The sequence below is a fragment of the Plantibacter sp. Mn2098 genome (assembly GCF_049319745.1).
In the GTDB taxonomy this organism is placed as follows: Bacteria; Actinomycetota; Actinomycetes; order Actinomycetales; family Microbacteriaceae; genus Plantibacter.
Genome location: NZ_JBMOUH010000007.1, coordinates 52378 through 72146 on the forward strand (window position 1 = coordinate 52378; position 19769 = coordinate 72146).

The 19769-nt window shown below is 67.5% G+C and carries 15 protein-coding genes and 1 tRNA gene; 14 read left to right on the forward strand and 2 right to left on the reverse strand.

The annotated features are described in order from the left end of the window. The 12 genes from ACL9RL_RS11840 to ACL9RL_RS11895 all read left to right on the forward strand — a co-directional run bounded on the left by ACL9RL_RS11840 (position 1) and on the right by ACL9RL_RS11895 (position 15465). Positions 1-597 carry a Trp biosynthesis-associated membrane protein gene (locus ACL9RL_RS11840; RefSeq protein WP_422780455.1) on the forward strand — a complete coding sequence of 199 codons (597 nt, stop codon included), beginning with the start codon at positions 1-3 and terminating at the stop codon, positions 595-597. Between the two features lie 129 nt (positions 598-726). Next, positions 727-957 carry a DUF6704 family protein gene (locus tag ACL9RL_RS11845; protein WP_422780456.1) on the forward strand — a complete coding sequence of 77 codons (231 nt, stop codon included), beginning with the start codon at positions 727-729 and terminating at the stop codon, positions 955-957. Between the two features lie 3 nt (positions 958-960). After that, positions 961-1737, forward strand: coding sequence for an indole-3-glycerol phosphate synthase TrpC (trpC, locus tag ACL9RL_RS11850; RefSeq protein ID WP_422780457.1), 777 nt, complete (start codon positions 961-963; stop codon positions 1735-1737). Beyond that, positions 1734-2942 carry a tryptophan synthase subunit beta gene (gene trpB, locus ACL9RL_RS11855; protein ID WP_422780458.1) on the forward strand — a complete coding sequence of 403 codons (1209 nt, stop codon included), beginning with the start codon at positions 1734-1736 and terminating at the stop codon, positions 2940-2942. The genes trpC and trpB overlap by 4 nt, the downstream gene beginning before the upstream one ends. Further along, on the forward strand, positions 2939-3733 hold the full coding sequence (gene trpA, locus ACL9RL_RS11860; protein WP_422780459.1) for a tryptophan synthase subunit alpha: 795 nt from the start codon (positions 2939-2941) through the stop codon (positions 3731-3733). The genes trpB and trpA overlap by 4 nt, the downstream gene beginning before the upstream one ends. A 68-nt stretch (positions 3734-3801) precedes the next feature. Further along, positions 3802-4809, forward strand: a complete 1008-nt coding sequence (gene lgt / locus ACL9RL_RS11865) for a prolipoprotein diacylglyceryl transferase (protein WP_422780460.1) — start codon at positions 3802-3804, stop codon at positions 4807-4809. A gap of 124 nt (positions 4810-4933) precedes the next feature. Then, entirely contained in the window at positions 4934-9502 is a 4569-nt protein-coding gene (gene gltB / locus ACL9RL_RS11870) for a glutamate synthase large subunit (protein ID WP_422780461.1), read from the forward strand. Continuing rightward, positions 9495-10952 carry a glutamate synthase subunit beta gene (locus tag ACL9RL_RS11875; protein WP_422780462.1) on the forward strand — a complete coding sequence of 486 codons (1458 nt, stop codon included), beginning with the start codon at positions 9495-9497 and terminating at the stop codon, positions 10950-10952. The genes gltB and ACL9RL_RS11875 overlap by 8 nt, the downstream gene beginning before the upstream one ends. A gap of 70 nt (positions 10953-11022) precedes the next feature. Continuing rightward, complete coding sequence (gene pyk / locus ACL9RL_RS11880) at positions 11023-12438, forward strand: pyruvate kinase (RefSeq protein ID WP_422780463.1); 1416 nt, start codon at positions 11023-11025, stop codon at positions 12436-12438. A gap of 135 nt (positions 12439-12573) precedes the next feature. Next, the gene (locus ACL9RL_RS11885) at positions 12574-13911 is read left to right on the forward strand and encodes a CoA transferase (RefSeq protein ID WP_422780464.1); all 1338 of its coding nucleotides are present in this window, start codon (positions 12574-12576) and stop codon (positions 13909-13911) included. Positions 13912-14005: 94 nt separating this feature from the next. Then, positions 14006-14671: a histidine phosphatase family protein gene (locus tag ACL9RL_RS11890; RefSeq protein ID WP_422780465.1), complete on the forward strand. Its 666-nt coding sequence runs from the start codon at positions 14006-14008 to the stop codon at positions 14669-14671. A gap of 221 nt (positions 14672-14892) precedes the next feature. Continuing rightward, positions 14893-15465, forward strand: coding sequence for a hypothetical protein (locus tag ACL9RL_RS11895; RefSeq protein ID WP_422780466.1), 573 nt, complete (start codon positions 14893-14895; stop codon positions 15463-15465). 236 nt (positions 15466-15701) lie between these two features. Here ACL9RL_RS11895 and ACL9RL_RS11900 read toward each other — a convergent pair. After that, positions 15702-15784, reverse strand: a tRNA-Leu gene (locus tag ACL9RL_RS11900). 38 nt (positions 15785-15822) lie between these two features. Between ACL9RL_RS11900 and ACL9RL_RS11905 the strand changes: the two genes are divergently transcribed. Next, on the forward strand, positions 15823-16428 hold the full coding sequence (locus ACL9RL_RS11905) for an ANTAR domain-containing response regulator (protein WP_422780467.1): 606 nt from the start codon (positions 15823-15825) through the stop codon (positions 16426-16428). 102 nt (positions 16429-16530) lie between these two features. Here ACL9RL_RS11905 and ACL9RL_RS11910 read toward each other — a convergent pair whose 3' ends face one another. Further along, entirely contained in the window at positions 16531-16968 is a 438-nt protein-coding gene (locus ACL9RL_RS11910; RefSeq protein ID WP_422780468.1) for a hotdog fold thioesterase, read from the reverse strand. A 55-nt stretch (positions 16969-17023) separates the two neighbouring features. On the opposite strand from ACL9RL_RS11910, the gene polA reads away from it, so the two are divergent. Beyond that, on the forward strand, positions 17024-19687 hold the full coding sequence (polA, locus tag ACL9RL_RS11915) for a DNA polymerase I (RefSeq protein ID WP_422780469.1): 2664 nt from the start codon (positions 17024-17026) through the stop codon (positions 19685-19687). Positions 19688-19769 lie beyond the last annotated feature (82 nt).

Genomic DNA, 19769 nt, shown 5'->3' on the forward strand with positions numbered 1-19769 from the left:
ATGCCCAACCCCCGCAGGTTGAAATCGACCCTGCTCCTTGCAGCGGTCGTCGTGGACGCGTTCGTCCTCGCCTCCTGGACCCAGACCTGGCTGACGGTCGGCCTCGGTGCGGAAGCCGGACACAAGGGCGAGATCGTGGTGGTCGGCTCCATTGCGGCCCCTGCACTGTCGGCCCTCGCCCTCGCCGGACTCGCGCTCGTCGCGGCCCTCGCCATCGCCGGTCCCGTGTTCCGCGTCGTCCTCGGCAGCCTGCAGGCCGTGATCGGCGCGTGCGTCGCCTACTCGGCGTTCGCTGCGCTCGTCGATCCTGGTGCCGCTGCCGCCGCCGCGATCACCCAGGCGACCGGTGTCGCCGGCAGCAGCTCCGTCGACGCGCTCGTCGAACACACGACGCTGACGGCGTGGCCGATCGTGACGCTCGTCCTCGGCATCCTGCTCGCGCTCGTCGGCATCGCGATCGTTGTGACCTTCCGTGCGTGGCCAGGTCCGTCCAAGAAGTACCAGACCGTCCAGTTCGCCGATGCGGACGCCGACGGCGAGGCCGACCCGGTCATCACCTGGGACGGCCTGAGCCGCGGAGACGACCCCACCCGTTGACCAACGGCGCGCGGCACTCGCGCGTCGATCCCATCCACCACCAACACCGAAGCAGGCCTGCGCCCCGCCTCGCAACCTCACGGTCGGCGAGCCGATACACTGGTCAGGAACCCGCTGAGAAGGAGACTCATGAGCACCGATCCCTCGGACCCCGGCCACGGACACTCGCCCGCCGCCTGGACGGCAGTGATCATCATGCTGGTCGCATTCGCCATCGGAACGCTCGCGTTCTGGCTCGACCTGCCCGCCATCGTCTGGGCTTCGGTCGGACTGTTGATCGTCGGCGCAGTCGTCGGCTGGATCATGGGCAAGGCCGGATACGGCGTCAACGGCACCAAGTACATCGCGAAAGAGCACTGACCCGTGCTCGCCGACCTGATGGCCGGCGCGAAGGCGGATGCTGAAGAGCGTTTGTCACAACGTCCGTTCGCAACGGTGGAGGCCGCCGCGCACGCGGCCCCGCCCGCGATCGATGCGCTGGCAGCCCTCGCGCCGTCCGACCGCGTCAAGATCATCGCAGAGGTGAAGCGATCGAGCCCTTCGCGGGGCGCCCTCGCCGACATCCCGGATCCCGCGCTCCTCGCCTCGCTCTACGAGCAGGGCGGGGCGAGCGCCGTCAGCGTCCTCACCGAGGGCCGTCGTTTCGGCGGCTCGCTCGCGGACCTGGAGGCGGTCAGGGCGAAGGTCTCGCTGCCCGTGCTGCGCAAGGACTTCATCTCCTCGCCGTACCAGGTGTTCGAGGCACGCGCCGCAGGCGCAGACCTCGTGCTCCTCATCGTCGCCGGTCTCGAACAGGCTCCGCTCCGGCTGCTGCACTCGCTCATCATCGAGCTCGGCATGACGCCGCTCGTCGAGACTCACACGGCGGACGAGCTCGAACGCGCCATCGACCTCGATGCGAAGCTCATCGGCGTCAACGCGCGCAACCTGAGCACCTTCGAACTGGACCAGAGCCTCTTCGGCACGCTCGCGGATCGGATCCCCGCCGGGACCGTCCGCGTCGCGGAGTCCGCGGTGAAGACCGCAGAGGACGTCGCCAGGTACCGTGCAGACGGCGCCGACGTCGTCCTCGTCGGCGAAGCACTCGTGACCGGCGATCCGGTCGCAACCCTCAACCACTTCCTGGGAGCTGGCGAATGAACCTGCGCGATGAGACGGGCCCCTTCTTCGGCGACTTCGGTGGCCGCTACATGCCGGAGTCGCTCATCGCAGCGGTCGACGAGCTGTCGGCGGCGTACGAGCACGCGAAGACCGACCCGACGTTCCAGGAGGAACTGACGACGCTGCTTCGCGACTACGCGAACCGGCCGTCGATCATCACCGAGGTGCCCCGTTTCGCGGCGCACGCCGGGGGAGCACGCGTCATCCTGAAGCGTGAGGACCTGAACCACACCGGTTCACACAAGATCAACAACGTCCTCGGGCAGGCCCTCCTCACCAAGCGCATCGGCAAGACCCGGGTGATCGCGGAGACCGGAGCAGGACAGCACGGTGTCGCCACGGCGACGGCTGCAGCGCTGTTCGGCCTCGAGTGCACGATCTACATGGGCGAGGTCGACACCGAGCGCCAGGCGCTCAACGTGGCCAGGATGGAGCTGCTCGGCGCGACCGTAATTCCGGTGAAGACCGGATCGAGGACGCTCAAGGACGCCATCAACGAGGCGTACCGCGACTGGGTCGCATCGGTCGAGACGACTAACTACATCTTCGGCACTGCCGCCGGACCCCACCCGTTCCCTGCCATGGTGCGCGACTTCCAGAAGATCATCGGCGAGGAGGCGCGCCAGCAGGTCCTCGACCTCACGGGAGCGCTTCCCGACGCCGTGGTCGCGTGCGTCGGCGGCGGCTCCAACGCCATCGGCATCTTCCACGCGTTCCTGGACGACCCCTCGGTCGCACTGTTCGGCGTCGAGGCGGCCGGTGACGGCGTCGACACCCCGAAGCACGCCGCGTCGATCGAGCGCGGTCGCCCCGGCATCCTGCACGGTGCGAAGACCTATGTGCTCCAGGACGAGGACGGCCAGACGATCGAGTCGCACTCGATCTCCGCCGGTCTCGACTACCCGGGCGTCGGCCCGGAGCACGCGTGGCTCTCCGACATCGGACGCGCCACCTACGTTCCCGCAACGGACGCGGAGGCGATGGACGCGTTCCGTCTCCTCTGCCGCACCGAAGGCATCATCCCGGCGATCGAGTCGTCACACGCGCTCGCGGGCGCCATCGTGCTCGGCAAACGCCTCGGTCCGGACGCGACGATCCTCGTGAACCTCTCCGGTCGCGGGGACAAGGACGTCGAGACGGCCGCGAAGTACTTCGGCCTGCTCGATGAAGGAGTCACAGCATGACCGCATCACCGGTCGCAACCGCGATCGATCAGGCGAAGGCACAGCGCGCCGGCGCCCTCATCGGCTACCTGCCCGTCGGGTTCCCGGACCTCCAGACGAGCATCGACGCCGCAATCGCCCTCGCGCAGAACGGCGTCGACGTCCTCGAACTTGGTGTGCCGTACTCCGACCCCGTGATGGACGGTGCGGTCATCCAGGCCGCGACGCTGCACGCCCTCGAGGGCGGATTCCGCCTGCAGGACGTCTTCACGGCGATCCGCGCCATCCGCGCGGCGGTCGACGTGCCGGTCCTGATCATGACGTATTGGAACCCCGTGCTGCAGTACGGCGTCGAGCGGTTCGCCTCCGACCTCGTCGAGGCGGGCGGCGCAGGGCTCATCACCCCGGATATCACGCCTGACGCTGCCGACGACTGGCTCGCTGCGAGCGAGAAGTTCGGCCTCGACCGGGTCTTCCTGGCCGCCCCGACCTCCACCGACGCCCGACTGGCGCTCGTCAACGAGCACTCGCGCGGCTTCGTGTACACCGTGTCGACGATGGGCATCACCGGCGCCAGGCAGGACGTCGACGCCGCGGCGAAGCAGCTCGTCGCCAGGCTGCGCGCCGTCGGGACCGAGCACGCGTGCGTCGGCATCGGCATCTCCACCGCCGCTCAGGTCGCCGACGTGCTGGTCTACGCCGACGGCGCGATCGTCGGCTCCGCCATCGTCAAGGCCTTGGCCGACGGGGGAGTCGAGGCCGTCGCCGCGATCGCCCGCGACCTCAGCACCGGCACCGCGGCAGTCAAGTAGCAATCCAGTAGCATCTCGTCCCAGGACGTACACTCGATCAGAGTTCCCCACGAAAGGCGTTCACACCAGTGATTGCACCCCTCAGCATCCCGAGCCCCAGCATCTCGAGCTTCAGCCTCGGTCCGTTCACGGTGCACATCTACGCCCTCTGCATCATCGCGGGGATCATCGCGGCGACCATCCTGACATCCAGGCGCCTCACCAAGCGCGGCGCAGAGCCAGGCATCGTCCTCGACATCATCCTGTGGGCTATCCCGCTCGGCATCATCGGTGCGCGCATCTTCCACGTGCTGACCCACCCGGGCGACTACTTCTACCCGGGAGCCGATCTGCTGCGCACCCTGTACGTGTGGGAGGGCGGCATCGCCATCTTCGGGTCGCTCATCGGCGGCGCCGTCGGCGCGTACATCGGCTGCCGCATGACGGGCATCCGGTTCTGGACCTTCGCTGACGCGCTCGCCCCCGGCCTGCTGCTCGCTCAGGCGTTCGGTCGCCTCGGCAACTACTTCAACCACGAGCTGTTCGGCCTCCCGACCGACCTGCCGTGGGGTCTCGAGATCGAGGCGAGCAACCCGGCGTTCCCCGTCGGGCTGCCGGCCGGAACGCTCTTCCAGCCGACGTTCCTCTACGAGATCATCTGGAACCTCATCGGCGTCGCCGTCCTCCTCTGGATCGGCCGGAAGTTCAACCCGCAGTGGGGCAAGCTCTTCGCCGGCTACCTCATCTGGTACGGCGCAGGCCGCACCGTGTGGGAGAGCATCCGCATTGATCCGAGCGAATACTTCTTCGGCATCCGCACCAACGTGTGGGCTGCGATCCTCGCGATCGTCGTCGGCATCGCGATCATCATCGTGCAGACGAGACGCCACACGGGACGCGAGTCCTCGCCCTACGTCGCGGGGAGGGAATGGAAGGGCCCGAAGGCTGAGGTACACTACTACGACACCGACGCGGAGAACCTGGGCCTCGAGCGTGTGGACGAAGCCTCCGACACTCCGGACGGAACGTCCGACGCTGCAGCCGCTCCGGAATCGGGAGATGCGGTCGCCACAAGCGGAACCGGCTCGAAATCCTAGGCGTGGCGCACACCGACTTCACCAGCCTCTGAACCCCTCCACTCGCGAGGGTTGCCACCTTTTGCTCGTTTCAGGGCCATCGTCGTCCCTTTTGTGAATCCCCCTTCGTGAGGACGGTATTTCTATGGCGCATGCTCCGTATGCTCAGTTCAGCGCGGTTCCTGCCAAGCAGGGCATGTACAACCCGGCCCGGGAGAAGGACGCCTGCGGGCTGGCGATGGTCGCCAGCCTCCGCGGCGAAGCCTCCCACGCCATCATCGATGCCGCTCTCGGCTCGCTCCGCAACCTCGAACACCGCGGCGCCATCGGCTCCGACGCCGGCACCGGTGACGGCGCCGGCATCCTGACGCAGATGCCGGACGAGTTCCTGCGCGGCGTCGCAGGCTTCGAGCTGCCGCCCGTGGGCGAGTACGCGGCCGGCATCGCATTCCTCCCGGCCGATGAGGCTGCACGCGACGAGCTCAAGGCCGGCATCGCAGCGATCGCGGCCGAAGAACACCTCGACGTGCTCGGTTGGCGTGTTGTGCCGGTGAACCCGGACCAGCTCGGCAAGCTCGCGCGCGCCGCGATGCCGGCGTTCGAGCAGCTGTTCGTGACGAGCGCGGGTGAGCACGCTCTCACCCCGTCCGGCATCGTGCTGGACCGTCTGACCTACCGGTTGCGCAAGCGCGCCGAGCGCGAGCTCGGCGCGTATTTCATCTCCCTGTCCAGTCGCACGCTCGTGTACAAGGGCATGGTCACAACGCTGCAGCTCGAGCCGTTCTACCCGGACCTGTCCGACGCGCGCTTCGCGACGAAGCTCGCGATCGTGCACTCCAGGTACTCCACGAACACCTTCCCCTCGTGGCCGCTCGCGCAGCCGCTCCGCATGATGGCGCACAACGGCGAGATCAACACCGTCGAGGGCAACCGCAACTGGATGCGCGCCCGCCAGTCACAGCTCGAATCGGAGCTCATCGGCGACATCCGTCCGCTGCTGCCGATCATCACGCCTGGCGCGAGCGACTCCGCATCGTTCGACGAGGTGCTGGAACTGCTGACGCTCACGGGTCGGTCCCTGCCGCACGCCATGATGATGATGGTGCCGGAGGCATGGGAGAAGCAGACGGGCCTCTCGCAGAGCCGTCGCGACTTCTACGAGTTCAACTCCATGCAGATGGAACCGTGGGACGGCCCGGCCGCACTGACCTTCACCGACGGAACGCTCGTCGGCGCGACACTCGACCGCAACGGTCTGCGTCCCGGTCGCTGGCTCGAGACCACTGACGGTCTTGTGGTGCTCGGCAGTGAGATCGGCGTCCTCGACGTCGAGCCCGGCCGAGTGAAGCGCAAGGGCCGCCTGCAGCCGGGCAAGATGTTCCTCGTCGACACCGAGGCCGGCCGGATCATCGAGGACGACGAGATCAAGGACGAGCTGTCTGCGCTGCAGCCGTGGGGCGAGTGGCTGGAGCACGGCCGCATCCACCTGCGCGACCTCCCGCAGCGTGAGCACATCGTGCACACGCCGGCGTCCGTCACACGCCGCCAGCGCACCTTCGGCTACACCGAGGAAGAAGTGCGCATCCTGCTGCAGCCCATGGGCCAGAACGGCGCAGAGCCGCTCGGCGCGATGGGTTCGGACACGCCGATCGCGGTGCTCTCCGAGCGTCCTCGCCTGCTCTTCGACTACTTCGTGCAGCAGTTCGCGCAGGTCACGAACCCGCCTCTCGACTCCATCCGCGAGGAGGTCGTCACCTCGCTGAGCCTCGGGCTCGGTCCGCAGCGGAACCTCCTGTCCTGGGGCCCGGAGCACGCGAAGCAGGTCGTGCTCGACTTCCCGGTGATCGACAACGACGAGCTCGCGAAGATCCAGCACATCGACCCCCGCCCCGGCCGTCGTCTCACCACGACGATCAAGGCGTTGTACCGCGTAGAAGACGGAGCCACCGGGCTCGAAGACCGGCTCACCGCGATGTGCGCCGAGGTCGACGAGGCCATCACGGCCGGCGCGGCCTTCATCGTCCTGAGCGACCGCGACTCCAACACGGAGCTCGCGCCGATCCCGTCGCTGCTGTCGCTCGCGGCCGTGCACCACCACCTGATCCGCTCCGAGAACCGCACGAAGGTCGGTCTCGTCGTCGAAGCCGGCGACGTCCGAGAAGTGCACCACGTCGCACTCCTCATCGGTTACGGCGCATCGGCGATCAACCCGTACCTCGCCATGGAGACCTGCGAGGACCTCGTCCGCAGCGGCATGATCCAGGGCGTCACCCCTGAGCAGGCCGTCAAGAACGTCATCAAGGCGCTCGGCAAGGGTGTCCTGAAGATCATGTCCAAGATGGGCATCTCGACGGTCGCCTCCTACGCGAGCGCTCAGGCGTTCGAGGCCGTGGGCTTGAGCGAGGAGTTCATCGGCCGGTACTTCACCGGCACGGAGACGAAGCTCGGCGGCGTCGACATCGACGTCATCGCCGAGGAGAACGCGACGCGTCACCGCTACGCTTACCCGGAGGATGCCGCGTCCACGGCGCACGAGCGCCTGCAGACGGGCGGCGAGTACCAGTGGCGCCGCGACGGCTCGCCCCACCTGTTCAACCCGGACACGGTGTTCAAGCTGCAGCACTCCACGAGGACGCGCCGCTACGACATCTTCCGCGACTACACGCGCCTCGTCGACGAACAGGCCGAGTCGCTCATGACGCTCCGCGGCATGTTCAAGCTGCGGAAGGACGTGCGCCAGCCCGTTCCGATCGACGAGGTCGAGTCGGTCTCCTCGATCGTCAAGCGGTTCTCAACCGGGGCGATGAGCTACGGCTCGATCTCCAAGGAGGCGCACGAGACGCTCGCGATCGCGATGAACAGCATCGGCGCGAAGTCGAACACCGGTGAGGGCGGAGAGGACGTCGACCGTCTGCTCGACCCGACCCGTCGCAGCTCCATCAAGCAGGTCGCGTCCGGACGCTTCGGCGTCACGAGCATGTACCTGACGCACGCCGATGACATCCAGATCAAGCTCGCTCAGGGCGCGAAGCCGGGCGAGGGCGGTCAGCTGCCTCCCACGAAGGTGTACCCGTGGGTCGCGCGGACCCGTCACGCGACCGCCGGCGTCGGCCTCATCTCCCCGCCCCCGCACCACGACATCTACTCGATCGAGGACCTCAAGCAGCTGATCTTCGACCTCAAGCGTGCGAACCCGAGCGCCAGGATCCACACGAAGCTCGTGAGCCAGTCCGGGATCGGTGCCGTCGCCGCCGGCGTCGCGAAGGCGCTTTCCGACGTCATCCTCGTCTCCGGTCACGACGGAGGAACGGGTGCGAGCCCGCTCAACTCCCTCAAGCACGCCGGAACGCCGTGGGAGCTCGGTCTCGCCGAAACCCAGCAGACGCTTATGTTGAACAACATGCGCGACCGCGTCGTCGTCCAGGTCGACGGTCAGCTGAAGACCGGGCGCGACGTCATCATCGGTGCGCTGCTCGGCGCCGAGGAGTTCGGTTTCGCTACCGCGCCCCTCGTCGTCTCCGGCTGCATCATGATGCGCGTCTGCCACCTCGACACCTGCCCCGTCGGCGTCGCGACGCAGAACCCCGTGCTCCGCGAGCGCTTCACCGGCAAGCCCGAGTTCGTCGTCAACTTCTTCGAGTTCATCGCCCAGGAGGTGCGCGAGTACCTCGCAGAGCTCGGCTTCCGCTCCATCGAGGAGGCGATCGGCCACAACGAGCTCATCGACTCCGACGGCGCGATCGAGCACTGGAAGGCGTCCGGTCTCGACCTCACGCCCGTGCTCGTCGGTCCCGAGTTCGCCGAAGACGAGCCGCGTACGAACCGCCGAGTGCAGGAGCACGAGCTCGACAAGCACTTCGACCGCGGACTCATCGAGGCGAGCGCGGACGTGCTGGAGAACGGTGGGCACATCGCCATCGACCTCCCCATCCGCAACACCGAACGCGCGGTCGGCACGATGCTCGGCCACGAGGTCACCCTCCGCCACGGTGAGAACGGTCTGCCGGCGGGGAGCATCGACGTCACGCTGCACGGTTCCGCCGGTCAGTCGTTCGGTGCATTCCTGCCAGGCGGCGTCAGCCTGCGGCTCATCGGCGACTCCAACGACTACGTCGGCAAGGGCCTCTCCGGCGGACAGATCGTCGTCCGTCCGCCGGCGGAGGCGACGTTCGCCCCTGAGGACAACGTGATCGCCGGCAACGTGATCGGGTACGGCGCAACGCAGGGGACGTTGTTCCTCGGCGGCACCGTCGGCGAACGCTTCCTCGTCCGCAACTCGGGTGCGACAGCGGTCGTTGAAGGTGTGGGAGACCACGCCCTCGAGTACATGACGGGTGGCCTCGCGCTCATCCTCGGGGAGACCGGCCGGAACCTCGGCGCCGGCATGTCCGGTGGTACGGCGTACGTCTACGACCTCGCCCGCGAGAAGGTCAACCGCGATTCGCTGAACTCCGGCGAGCTCGAGTTGCTGCCGCTCGGCAGCGGTGACGTGGAGATCGTGCGCGACCTCCTCGCTCGCCACCTGGCTGAGACGGGATCCCCGCTCGCCGCCCGTCTCCTCGACGACGTCGAAGAGACCATGCAGAAGTTCGTCAAGGTCCTCCCGCGCGACTACGCGGCCGTCCTCGCCACGAGGCAGACGGCTCTGGACGAGGGGCTGGACCCCGATGGCGACATAGTTTGGACCCGAATCTTGGAGGTGACCGGTGGCTGATCCGAAGGGATTCCTGAAGGTACAGGAGCGCGAAGTACAAAAGCGGCGGCCGGTGCCCGTCCGCCTGATGGACTGGAAAGAGGTCTACGAGCAGGGCGACCCAGCGACGGTCCGCAAGCAGGCCGGACGCTGCATGGACTGCGGCATCCCGTTCTGCCACAAGGGCTGCCCGCTCGGCAACCTGATCCCTGAGTGGAACGACCTCATGTGGCGCGGCGAAGGCCGCTCCGCGATCGAGCGTCTGCACGCGACCAACAACTTCCCGGAGTTCACCGGTCGTCTCTGCCCTGCCCCGTGCGAGAGCTCGTGCGTCCTCGGCATCAACCAGCCCGCCGTCACCATCAAGCAGGTCGAGGTCTCGATCATCGACCAGGCGTTCGCGAACGGATGGGTGGAGTCACACCCGCCGGAGCGCCTCACCGGCAAGACGGTCGCCGTCGTCGGATCCGGCCCAGCCGGTCTCGCGGCAGCACAGCAGTTGACGCGCGCCGGTCACACGGTCGCCGTGTACGAGCGAGACGACCGCATCGGCGGGCTGCTCCGCTACGGCATCCCCGACTTCAAGATGGAGAAGAAGCACCTCGACATCCGCATCAAGCAGATGCAGGACGAGGGCACCCGCTTCCGCGCCGGCGTCAACATCGGCGTCGACATCACCTGGGCAGACCTGCGCGCACGGTACGACGCCGTCGTCGTCGCGACCGGCGCCATGGTTCCGCGCGACCTCCCGATCCCCGGTCGGGACCTCGGTGGCGTCCACTTCGCCATGGAGTACCTCGTCCAGGCCAACAAGGTCGGCGCAGGCGACACCGTCTCCGGTCAGATCACTGCAGAGGACAAGCACGTCGTCGTCCTCGGCGGCGGCGACACCGGCGCGGACTGCATCGGAACGGCCCACCGTCAGGGCGCCGCCTCCGTCACGAACCTCGCGATCGGCCGCCAGCCGGGCATCGCCCGCCCCGACCACCAGCCGTGGCCGATGCAGCCGAACCTGTTCGAGATCCAGAGCGCGCACGAAGAGGGCGGCGAACGCGAGTTCCTCGTCTCCACCGTCGAGTTCCTCCGCAACGACGAGGGCGACGTCCGCGCCATCCGCGTCGCCGAGACCGAGTTCGTCGACGGACGCCGCGTCCCGAAGAGCGGCACCGAGCGCGAGATCCCGGCCGACCTGGTCCTCCTCGCCCTCGGCTTCACCGGTCCGGAATCCGACACGCTCGAGTCGCAGTGGAACCTTCCGTTCGACGCACGCGGCAACGTCGCGCGCGAGTCCGACTACCAGACCAGCGAGCCCGGCGTCTTCGTCGCCGGCGACGCAGGCCGTGGACAGTCGCTCATCGTCTGGGCGATCGCTGAAGGCCGCGCAGCCGCTGCTGCGGTCGACGCATACTTGGAGGGTGACACCCAGCTGCCGTCGCCGGTTCGTCCAACGGACCAGCCGATCTCCCTCTAGGCTTTGTCATGACGACAAACATCACGCAGCAAGAAGCGCATCAGCGCAGAAGCATGGAGTACACACCACAATGAGACGAGCGAAAATCGTCGCAACGCTGGGCCCGGCAGTGTCCACGTACGAAAAGATCCGCGCCATCATCGATGCAGGTGTCGATGTCACACGGATGAACCTCAGCCACGGCAGCTATGACGTGCACGAGGCCATCTACGCCAACGTGCGCAAGGCCACCGAGGACTCCGGCCGCGCGGTCGCCGTCCTGGTCGACCTGCAGGGCCCGAAGATCCGCCTCGGCAAGTTCGAGGGCGGACCGTACGAGCTCGCTGAAGGCGACATCTTCAAGATCACGACCGAGGACGTCCTCGGTACGAAGGAACTCTCCTCCACGACGTTCAAGGGCCTCCCCGGCGACGTCAAGCCGGGTGACTTCCTCCTGATCGACGACGGCAAGGTCAAGGTCAAGGTCATCGAGACCGATGGCACGGTCGTCACGACCGAGGTCATCGTCGCCGGCCCCGTCTCGAACAACAAGGGCATCAACCTGCCCGGTGTCGCCGTCAACGTCCCCGCCCTGAGCGAGAAGGACGAAGCCGACCTCCGTTGGGGCCTCCGCCTCGGTGCAGACCTCATCGCGCTGTCCTTCGTGCGTGACGCGAGCGACATCGTCCGTGTGCACGAGATCATGGCCGAGGAGGGCCGCAAGGTCCCCGTCATCGCCAAGATCGAGAAGCCGCAGGCGGTCGACAACCTCGAGCAGATCGTCGAAGCCTTCGACGCGATCATGGTCGCCCGTGGCGACCTCGGCGTCGAGCTTCCCCTCGAAGCCGTCCCGATCGTGCAGAAGCGCGCCGTCGAACTGGCCCGTCGTATGGCGAAGCCTGTCATCGTCGCGACGCAGATGCTCGAGTCCATGATCCAGAACCCGATCCCGACCCGCGCGGAGACCTCCGACGTCGCCAACGCCGTCCTCGACGGTGCTGACGCGGTCATGCTGAGTGGCGAGACGAGCGTCGGCGAGTACCCCGTCATCACCGTGCAGACCATGGCGCGCATCGTGGAGTCGACGGAAGAGCACGGTCTCGACCGTGTCGCTCCGCTCGGCACGAAGCCGCGAACGCAGGCCGGCGCGATCACCCTCGCAGCCGTCGAGGTCGCCGACTTCGTCGGTGCCAAGTTCCTGTGCGTGTTCACCGAGTCCGGTGAGTCCGTCCGTCGGATGGCGCGTCTGCGCAACCGCATCCCGATCCTCGCGTTCACGCCGGACCCGGCCATCCGTCGCCGGATGGCGCTCAACTGGGGCGTCGAGTCCTTCGTCGTCGAGCGTGTGACGCACACCGACCAGATGGTCGCGCAGGTCGACGAGGTCCTCGTCGCAACCGGCAAGGCTCAGGCCGGCGAGAAGGTCATCATCATCTCAGGATCCCCTCCCGGAATCCCCGGCACCACCAACGACATGCGTGTGCACCGGGTCGGAGACGTCCTCTAAGCATCGTGTGGTTGTGAACGCCCCGCTCTGCAGCTCATGCTGCGCAGCGGGGCGTTCTCGTCCGCCCCATGCCACAACCGGTGTCCGCATCGTGTGCCGTGTCCAGACCCGCCCTGGAGGCCCTACGCTGTTGCCATGAACCACGATGGCGGCAGTCGGCTGACCCACGGATCGACGGCGTACCTGGCGTCCCACCTGCCCGTGCTCGACCTCGCGACATGGGCGGTCGGTTCCGTGGAGGATGCGGCGGATCGGTTGCGAGTCGCGCTCGGCTTCGATCCGCTCCTCGCGTCCGTTGACCGGGAGCGGGTGGCCGCTGCGTACTCGAGTGATCGCCTGCTGCGACTGGACGGCGAACCCGTCGACGGATTCGCGCCGCTGTCCGGGTTCTTCCCCGCGTCGGACGCGTGGGTGCGCACCCACGCGAACTACCCGCACCACGCGGAGCGGTTGCGCCGCATGCTGGCGTTGAGGCCGGATGCCGGCCGAGACGAGGTGGCCTCGGCCATCGCCGCTCGCTCCGCCGGGGAGTTGGAGGACGCGGCGGATGCGATCGGCGCGCTCGTCGTTCGGGTCAGATCGAGCGACGAGTGGTCGAGCGGGGAACAGGCGTGCTTCCTCACCCGGGAGCCGCTCGTCCGACGCTCAGTCGATGCCCAGGCACGGTCCGATCTCGCGGACGACGGTGACGCCGATCCTCGGGCCGTCGAGCGGCGATCCCTCACCGATCCGGTAGGGCCGCTGCGCGGAGTCCGCGTCCTCGACCTGACGCGGGTGATCGCCGGACCGGTGGCGACACGGACGCTCGCGTTGCTCGGAGCAGACGTGCTCCGGGTCGACACGCCGACGCTGCCGGAGATCCCGTGGCAGCACATGGACACCGGGCAGGGCAAACGAACGGTTTCGATCGACGGCACGACCAGGAGCGGTCGCGCGCTGCTGCAGGAGTTGCTGGACGGCGCGGACGTCCTCGTCACCGGATATCGGCCAGGCGCTCTGGATCGCCTTGGGCTCGTCCGTCCGCCGCGGCTCGTCGAGGCGAGTGTCGACGCCTGGGGCGGCAGCGGACCGTGGCGGGGCAGACGTGGCTTCGACAGCCTCGTGCAGGCTGCCTCCGGCATCGCTGTGATCGACGGCTCGCTCGACCGGCCGGGCGCGTTGCCGGCTCAAGCCCTCGATCACACGTCCGGATATCTGCTGGCGGCGGCGATCATCGATGCACTCGCCCGGCAGATCGAAGCGCCAGGCGCTCATCGCGTAGCGGTGTCGCTCGCGCGCGTCTCAGCACACCTGCTTGCCTCCGGCCGGACCGAACCCGCCCCGCTGCCGATCACTCCGGGTGCGGCAGCGACGGTCACACACCGCGTCCGGGGGACCGAGGTCACAACGGCACGTCCGGCACTGAGCGGATACGACGACTATCCGTTCCCGGCTCACCCGCTCGGCTCTGGCGCCCCGGTGTGGACCGTCTGATGCGGTCGCACGCCATCCGCGTGTCTGTGCTTCTTGGGTGGACACTGAGCCCGTCACCCAGGCTCCGGTGAACGAGGTCGCCTAGGCTGGACGTATGCGCCTCATTCTCATCAGACACGGTCAGACCCCATCGAACGTCGCGGGATTCCTCGACACGGCGATCCCGGGAGCCGACCTGTCCGAGCTCGGACGAGAGCAGGCCCTGGCAGTCCCTGAGGCGCTCTCTGCCGAGCGCATCGAGGCCGTGTATGCATCGACAGCTGCGCGCGCACAGCAGACCGCAGCGCCCCTTGCAGCCGCGCTCGGGCTCGACGTCGTGGTGCGCGAGGACCTCAAGGAGATCGCCGCCGGCGACAACGAGATGCGCAACGACATGCCGGCGGTCGAGGTCTACATGCACGCGATGGTGCAGTGGGCCAGGGGCGATCTGGACCACCGCATGCCAGGCGGGGAGAACGGTCACGAGGTGTTCGACCGATTCGACCGGGTGGTGGACGAGATCGCTTCACTCGGTCTCGAGACCGTCGCCGCCGTGAGCCACGGCGCGATGATCCGCTCCTGGGTCGGTCTGCGGGCCGCGAACGTCAACGCCGAGTTCGTGGCGGCGCATCCCATCACCAACACCGGCGCCCTCGTCCTGACCGGTTCGCCTGCGGACGGCTGGATCGTCGAGACCTGGACCGGGCAGGCGGTCGGCGGCGACGCCGTCACCGACACGGACTTCGACGGCGTCGCAGCCGAGGTCACCCGCGGCTTCTGATCCGGATCGAGTCCGGATCGAGCAGCTCTGGTCCGCCTGCCCGGTCTCGTCTGAGCCGGCGAACACGATCGCCCAACGACCGACAGCATTCAAACCCCTGGTCAGGCACCCGCCGAGTGTGCAACACTGCACTCGCGACGAGACACGTCGCCGGCACTGGAACGGTTCAGGAACGCGAAGCGAAGCGGCTCGGTGCATTTCGGATGGATCGGGAGACCGTGATGGCGACACACCACAAGAAGCACGACGGCAAGAAGCCGGATGCCAAGAAGAGCGACGCGAAGAAGTCGGATGCGAGGAAGCCCGACGCGCGGAAGCCCGATGCCAAGAAGCCCGACCCGAAGAAGTCGACTCGGAAGCAGGCGACCGAGACGAAGACCTCGCTCAGCCCTTCGAAGGACCAGCCGAAACATGAACGCCTCGCGGAGCAGGCACTCCTCGCAGCCGAAGCAGCCGTCGCCGCCGCGCGACACGCCGTGCAGGACTCCTCGAAGAAGCTCCGCAAGCGCGCAGAAGAGCTGCACGAGGAGACGGCGAAGCTCGTCCGCGAGCAACACGATGCGGTCCAGGCGCTCGCCTCGACGCCGCCGGCAGCCGCGACCGGAGCCGTCGTGGGGGAGCAGGTGCCGTCCACCTCCTCGCCGAGCGGCGTCCCGAGCATGATCGAGCTGCGCGCACACGCGAAACGTCTTGGGCTCACCGGCGTCTCCAGACTCAGCAAAGCCCAACTCCAAGCCCATCTGGAGCACGTGGAGGCCGAACGCCAGGCTGCCGCCGCGACCGCGACCGACTGACGGAGCGGCCGTTCGTCACCGGTACGATTGACTCACCGGACGAAAGGTGAGCACCATGGTCGACGCCATCCTGTACAGCATTCTCGGAGCCATCACGCTCCTCGGCGCCATCGGCGGCATCGCCGCTGCGATCGCGCTCGCGAAGTCGGGCTACCACGGCTGATTCCGTCGGCCCCTGTACGCACAATGGCCCGTGATTCCTGGAAAAACCAGGGATCACGGGCCATTGGTCGAAGTACCGGTGGTGGGACTCGAACCCACACGCCCTCTCAGGCAAAGCATTTTGAGTGCTCCGCGTCTGCCATTCCGCCACACCGGCTCACAACAACCTGGACCAGAGTACCGTAGGATTTGAGGGTGACTGAGCAAGAGACCCCAATCGTAGCCCCGCGGCGAGTCGTCGTCGCCGAGGACGAATCCCTTATCCGCCTCGACATCGTCGAGATCCTCCGCGACAACGGATTCGAGGTTGTGGGTGAAGCAGGTGACGGCGAGACCGCGGTCGCGCTCGCGACCGAGCTGCGCCCGGACCTCGTCATCATGGACGTCAAGATGCCGCAGCTCGACGGCATCTCGGCTGCGGAGCGCATCGGCAAGGCGCACATCGCGCCGGTCGTGCTGCTCACGGCCTTCAGCCAGAAGGAACTCGTGGAGCGCGCGAGCGAGGCAGGGGCACTCGCCTACGTCGTCAAACCTTTCACCCCGAGCGACCTGCTGCCGGCGATCGAGATCGCCCTCTCCCGGTACCAGCAGATCATCACCCTCGAGGCAGAGGTCGCCGACATGGTCGAGCGCTTCGAGACCCGCAAGCTCGTCGACCGCGCGAAGGGCCTCCTCAACGAGAAGATGGGCCTCAGCGAGCCCGAGGCCTTCCGCTGGATCCAGAAGGCGTCCATGGACCGCCGTCTGACCATGCACGACGTGGCCCAGGCCATCATCGAGCAGCTCAGCGCCAAGAAGTAGCACCGCTGACGACCCGGAACGGGTCGTACGGCTCTGAACGTCACGAAGGCGGTCCTCCCAGGGGAGGACCGCCTTCGACGTGTGCGGGAGCCAAGCGGATCGTCAGCGCGCGGTCGGCGCCTCTTTGATGAGGTTCGTGATGCGGATGGTCGAGCACCTTCTGCCCTGCTCATCCGTGACGGCGATCTCGTGGACCGTGAGGCTCCGACCGAGGTGGATCGGTGTGCAGACACCGGTCACGATGCCACTCGTGGCGGAGCGGGTGTGCGTCGCGTTGATGTCGATCCCGACCGCGAGACGACCGGCGCCGGCGTACAGGTTGGCCGCCATCGAGCCGAGCGACTCTCCCAGCACGACGTATGCGCCGCCGTGCAGGAGCATGGCGGGCTGGGTGTTGCCCTCGACCGGCATCGTCGCGACCGATCGCTCGACCGAGAACTCGGTCATCTCGATGCCCATCTTCGTTGCGAGGGCGCCGATTCCGCGCGCCTGGAGGAATGCCAGGGCGTCGCTGGTGTCCCGGGTCGTCTCGTTCGTCATGTCCGCCTTCGGATCGTGCCTGACCGGTGTCGGCCCCGGCTTGTAGGCTGGGTCCGTGTCGGATTCAGAAAAGCCTACCCTCCTCGTCATCGACGGCCACTCGCTCGCGTTCCGGGCGTTCTACGCCCTGCCGGTGGACAGCTTCCAGACGCGCGACGGCCAGCACACGAACGCCATCCACGGCTTCGTGGCCATGCTCATCAATCTCCTGAAGAACGAGAACCCGAGCCACATCGCGGTCGCGTTCGACATCTCCCGCCGGTCGTTCAGGACCCGCGAGTACCCCGAGTACAAGGGCACCCGCGGTGAGACGCCTGCCGAGTTCATGGGTCAGGTGCCACTGCTCGAAGAGGTGCTGAAGGCCATGAACATCACGACCATCAGCAAGGAGGACTACGAGGCGGACGACATCCTCGCAACGCTCGCCTCGCAGGGATCCCAGCAGGGGTTCCGCGTCCTCGTCGTCTCCGGAGACCGCGACACCATTCAGCTCGTGAACGACGAGGTCACGCTCCTCTACCCCTCGACGCAGGGCGTCTCCGCGCTCACCCGCTACGACCCGGCCAAGGTGTTCGACCGCTACGGCATCCGCCCGGAGCAGTACCCGGAGATCGCGGCGCTCGTCGGCGAGACGAGCGACAACCTGCCCGGCATCCCCAAGGTCGGCGAGAAGACGGCCGTGAAGTGGCTCAACCAGTTCGGCAGCCTCGAGGAAATCCTGTCTCGCGCAGACGAGATCACCGGCAAGGTCGGCGAGAGCCTGCGCGAGCACAAGGAGAACGCGGTCAGGAACCGCAGACTCAACCGGCTGTTGACGGACGTCGAGCTCCCGGTCGGACCGAAGGACCTCGAACGCAAGCCGCTCGACGTCGAGGAGGTGCGCACCATCTTCGGTCGACTCGAGTTCAGAACGCTGCTCGACCGCGTCCTGAAGCTCGACGGCTCCGATGCCCCAGGGACGGAACCCGCAGCGGTCGCTCAGATCGGTGAGACCATGCCGCCGCAGAAGGAACTGCTCGACGAGGAACTCGGGGCCTGGCTCACGAGGGTGACCGCTGCGAACCCGGACGGACTCGGCCTGCAGATCGACCTCCACGAGGACGCACCGACATCGCTCGGCGTCTCGACGTCCACGGAGATCGTGACAGTGGCCTGGAAGCCGGGTGAAGCCGACTACGAGCCGCTCGAAGCGTGGCTGCGCAGCGACGCCCCGAAGATCATGCACGACGCGAAGCCGCAGGTGAAGGCCGCGGCTCGCGCCGGCGTCGCCATCGCCGGCCTCGCCTACGACACGGTCGTCGCCGGCTGGCTGCTCCGCCCGAGCGGCGGCGACAAGTCCATCGCAGACCTCGTCTCCCGATACCTCGACGAGACCCTGCCCGTCGCGGACCCGAACCAGCTCGTCCCGGATGCGGATCCGGTGAGCGCTGGCGGCACCGCCTGGTACACGCTGCGTGTCGCAGCGGCCACACGAACGGCCCTCGACCCCGGTTCGCTCCGGGTGCTGTTCGACATGGAGATGCCGGTGCTGCGCGTCCTCGCGCACATGGAGTTGAACGGCGTCTCCGTCGATCACGAGATCCTGAGCGGCCTGTCCACCGAGCTCGGCGCGAAGGCTGCGGATCTGCAGTCGCAGGCGTTCGCCGAGATCGGCCGCGAGGTGAACCTCGGGTCGCCGAAGCAGCTCCAGGAGGTCCTGTTCGACCAGCTGGGCATGCCGAAGACACGAGCCAACAAGACCGGCTACTCCACGGACGCCGGCGCGTTGGCCGACCTGCAGGAGAAGAGCCCGCACCCGTTCCTCGGTCTGCTCCTCGAACACCGGGATGCCACCAAGCTCAGGCAGATCGTGGAAACACTCGACAAGGCGATCACACCCGACGGCCGCATCCACACGACGTACGTGCAGATCGGCACGAGCACGGGCCGCATCTCGTCCACCGACCCGAACCTGCAGAACATCCCCGTCCGCACTGAGGAGGGGCGCCGGATCCGGGCTTCGTTCCAGTCCGGACCGGAGTTCGAGACGCTCCTGACCGCCGACTACTCGCAGATCGAGATGCGCATCATGGCGCACCTCTCCGGCGATGAAGCCCTCATCGAGGCATTCAACGCCGGTGAGGACCTGCACCGCTTCGTCGGCGCCAGGATCTTCGGTGTTGATGCCGCGGACGTCACACCGCTCATGCGCACGAAGGTCAAGGCGATGTCCTACGGTCTCGCGTACGGGTTGAGCGCATTCGGCCTGTCGAAGCAGCTGCGCATCACGAGCGCCGAGGCGAAGCAGCTCATGTCGGACTACTTCGAGCGCTTCGGCGCCGTCCGCGACTACCTGCGCCATGTTGTGGAGCAGGCGAAGATGGACGGCTACACGGAGACGATCTTCGGTCGCCGCCGGTTGTTCCCCGAGCTCTCGAGCCCCAACCGCCTCGTCCGGGAGAACGCGGAGCGTGCGGCTCTCAACGCGCCCATCCAGGGTTCGGCCGCTGACATCATGAAGATCGCGATGATCGGCATCGAGCAGGACATGGCCGAACAGCAGCTCACCTCCCGCATGCTGCTGCAGGTCCACGACGAACTGATCTTCGAGACGGCCGCGGGGGAGTGGGACGCACTCGAAGGCATCGTCCGGACGCGGATGGCCGGTGCCGCAGACCTCCGTGTTCCGCTCGACGTCCAGGTCGGACGCGGGAAGAACTGGGACGCCGCGGCGCACTGATCGTTCGGTGGCCGCCGCCCGCATCGGGCGGCGGCCACCGAGACGCGGACGGGTGCACGGCGGCTGCATCGACGGGTGCCGG

What these genes read in the sequence shown, in the direction of transcription:
- ACL9RL_RS11840 (WP_422780455.1), top strand. Translation starts at nt 1, where the DNA reads ATGCCCAACCCCCGCAGGTTGAAATCGACCCTGCTCCTTGCAGCGGTC.
- ACL9RL_RS11890 (WP_422780465.1), top strand. Translation starts at nt 14,006, where the DNA reads ATGCGCCTCATTCTCATCAGACACGGTCAGACCCCATCGAACGTCGCG.
- trpA (WP_422780459.1), top strand. Translation starts at nt 2,939, where the DNA reads ATGACCGCATCACCGGTCGCAACCGCGATCGATCAGGCGAAGGCACAG.
- pyk (WP_422780463.1), top strand. Translation starts at nt 11,023, where the DNA reads ATGAGACGAGCGAAAATCGTCGCAACGCTGGGCCCGGCAGTGTCCACG.
- ACL9RL_RS11910 (WP_422780468.1), bottom strand. Translation starts at nt 16,968, where the DNA reads ATGACGAACGAGACGACCCGGGACACCAGCGACGCCCTGGCATTCCTC.
- ACL9RL_RS11845 (WP_422780456.1), top strand. Translation starts at nt 727, where the DNA reads ATGAGCACCGATCCCTCGGACCCCGGCCACGGACACTCGCCCGCCGCC.
- gltB (WP_422780461.1), top strand. Translation starts at nt 4,934, where the DNA reads ATGGCGCATGCTCCGTATGCTCAGTTCAGCGCGGTTCCTGCCAAGCAG.
- trpB (WP_422780458.1), top strand. Translation starts at nt 1,734, where the DNA reads ATGAACCTGCGCGATGAGACGGGCCCCTTCTTCGGCGACTTCGGTGGC.
- ACL9RL_RS11895 (WP_422780466.1), top strand. Translation starts at nt 14,893, where the DNA reads ATGGCGACACACCACAAGAAGCACGACGGCAAGAAGCCGGATGCCAAG.
- ACL9RL_RS11885 (WP_422780464.1), top strand. Translation starts at nt 12,574, where the DNA reads ATGAACCACGATGGCGGCAGTCGGCTGACCCACGGATCGACGGCGTAC.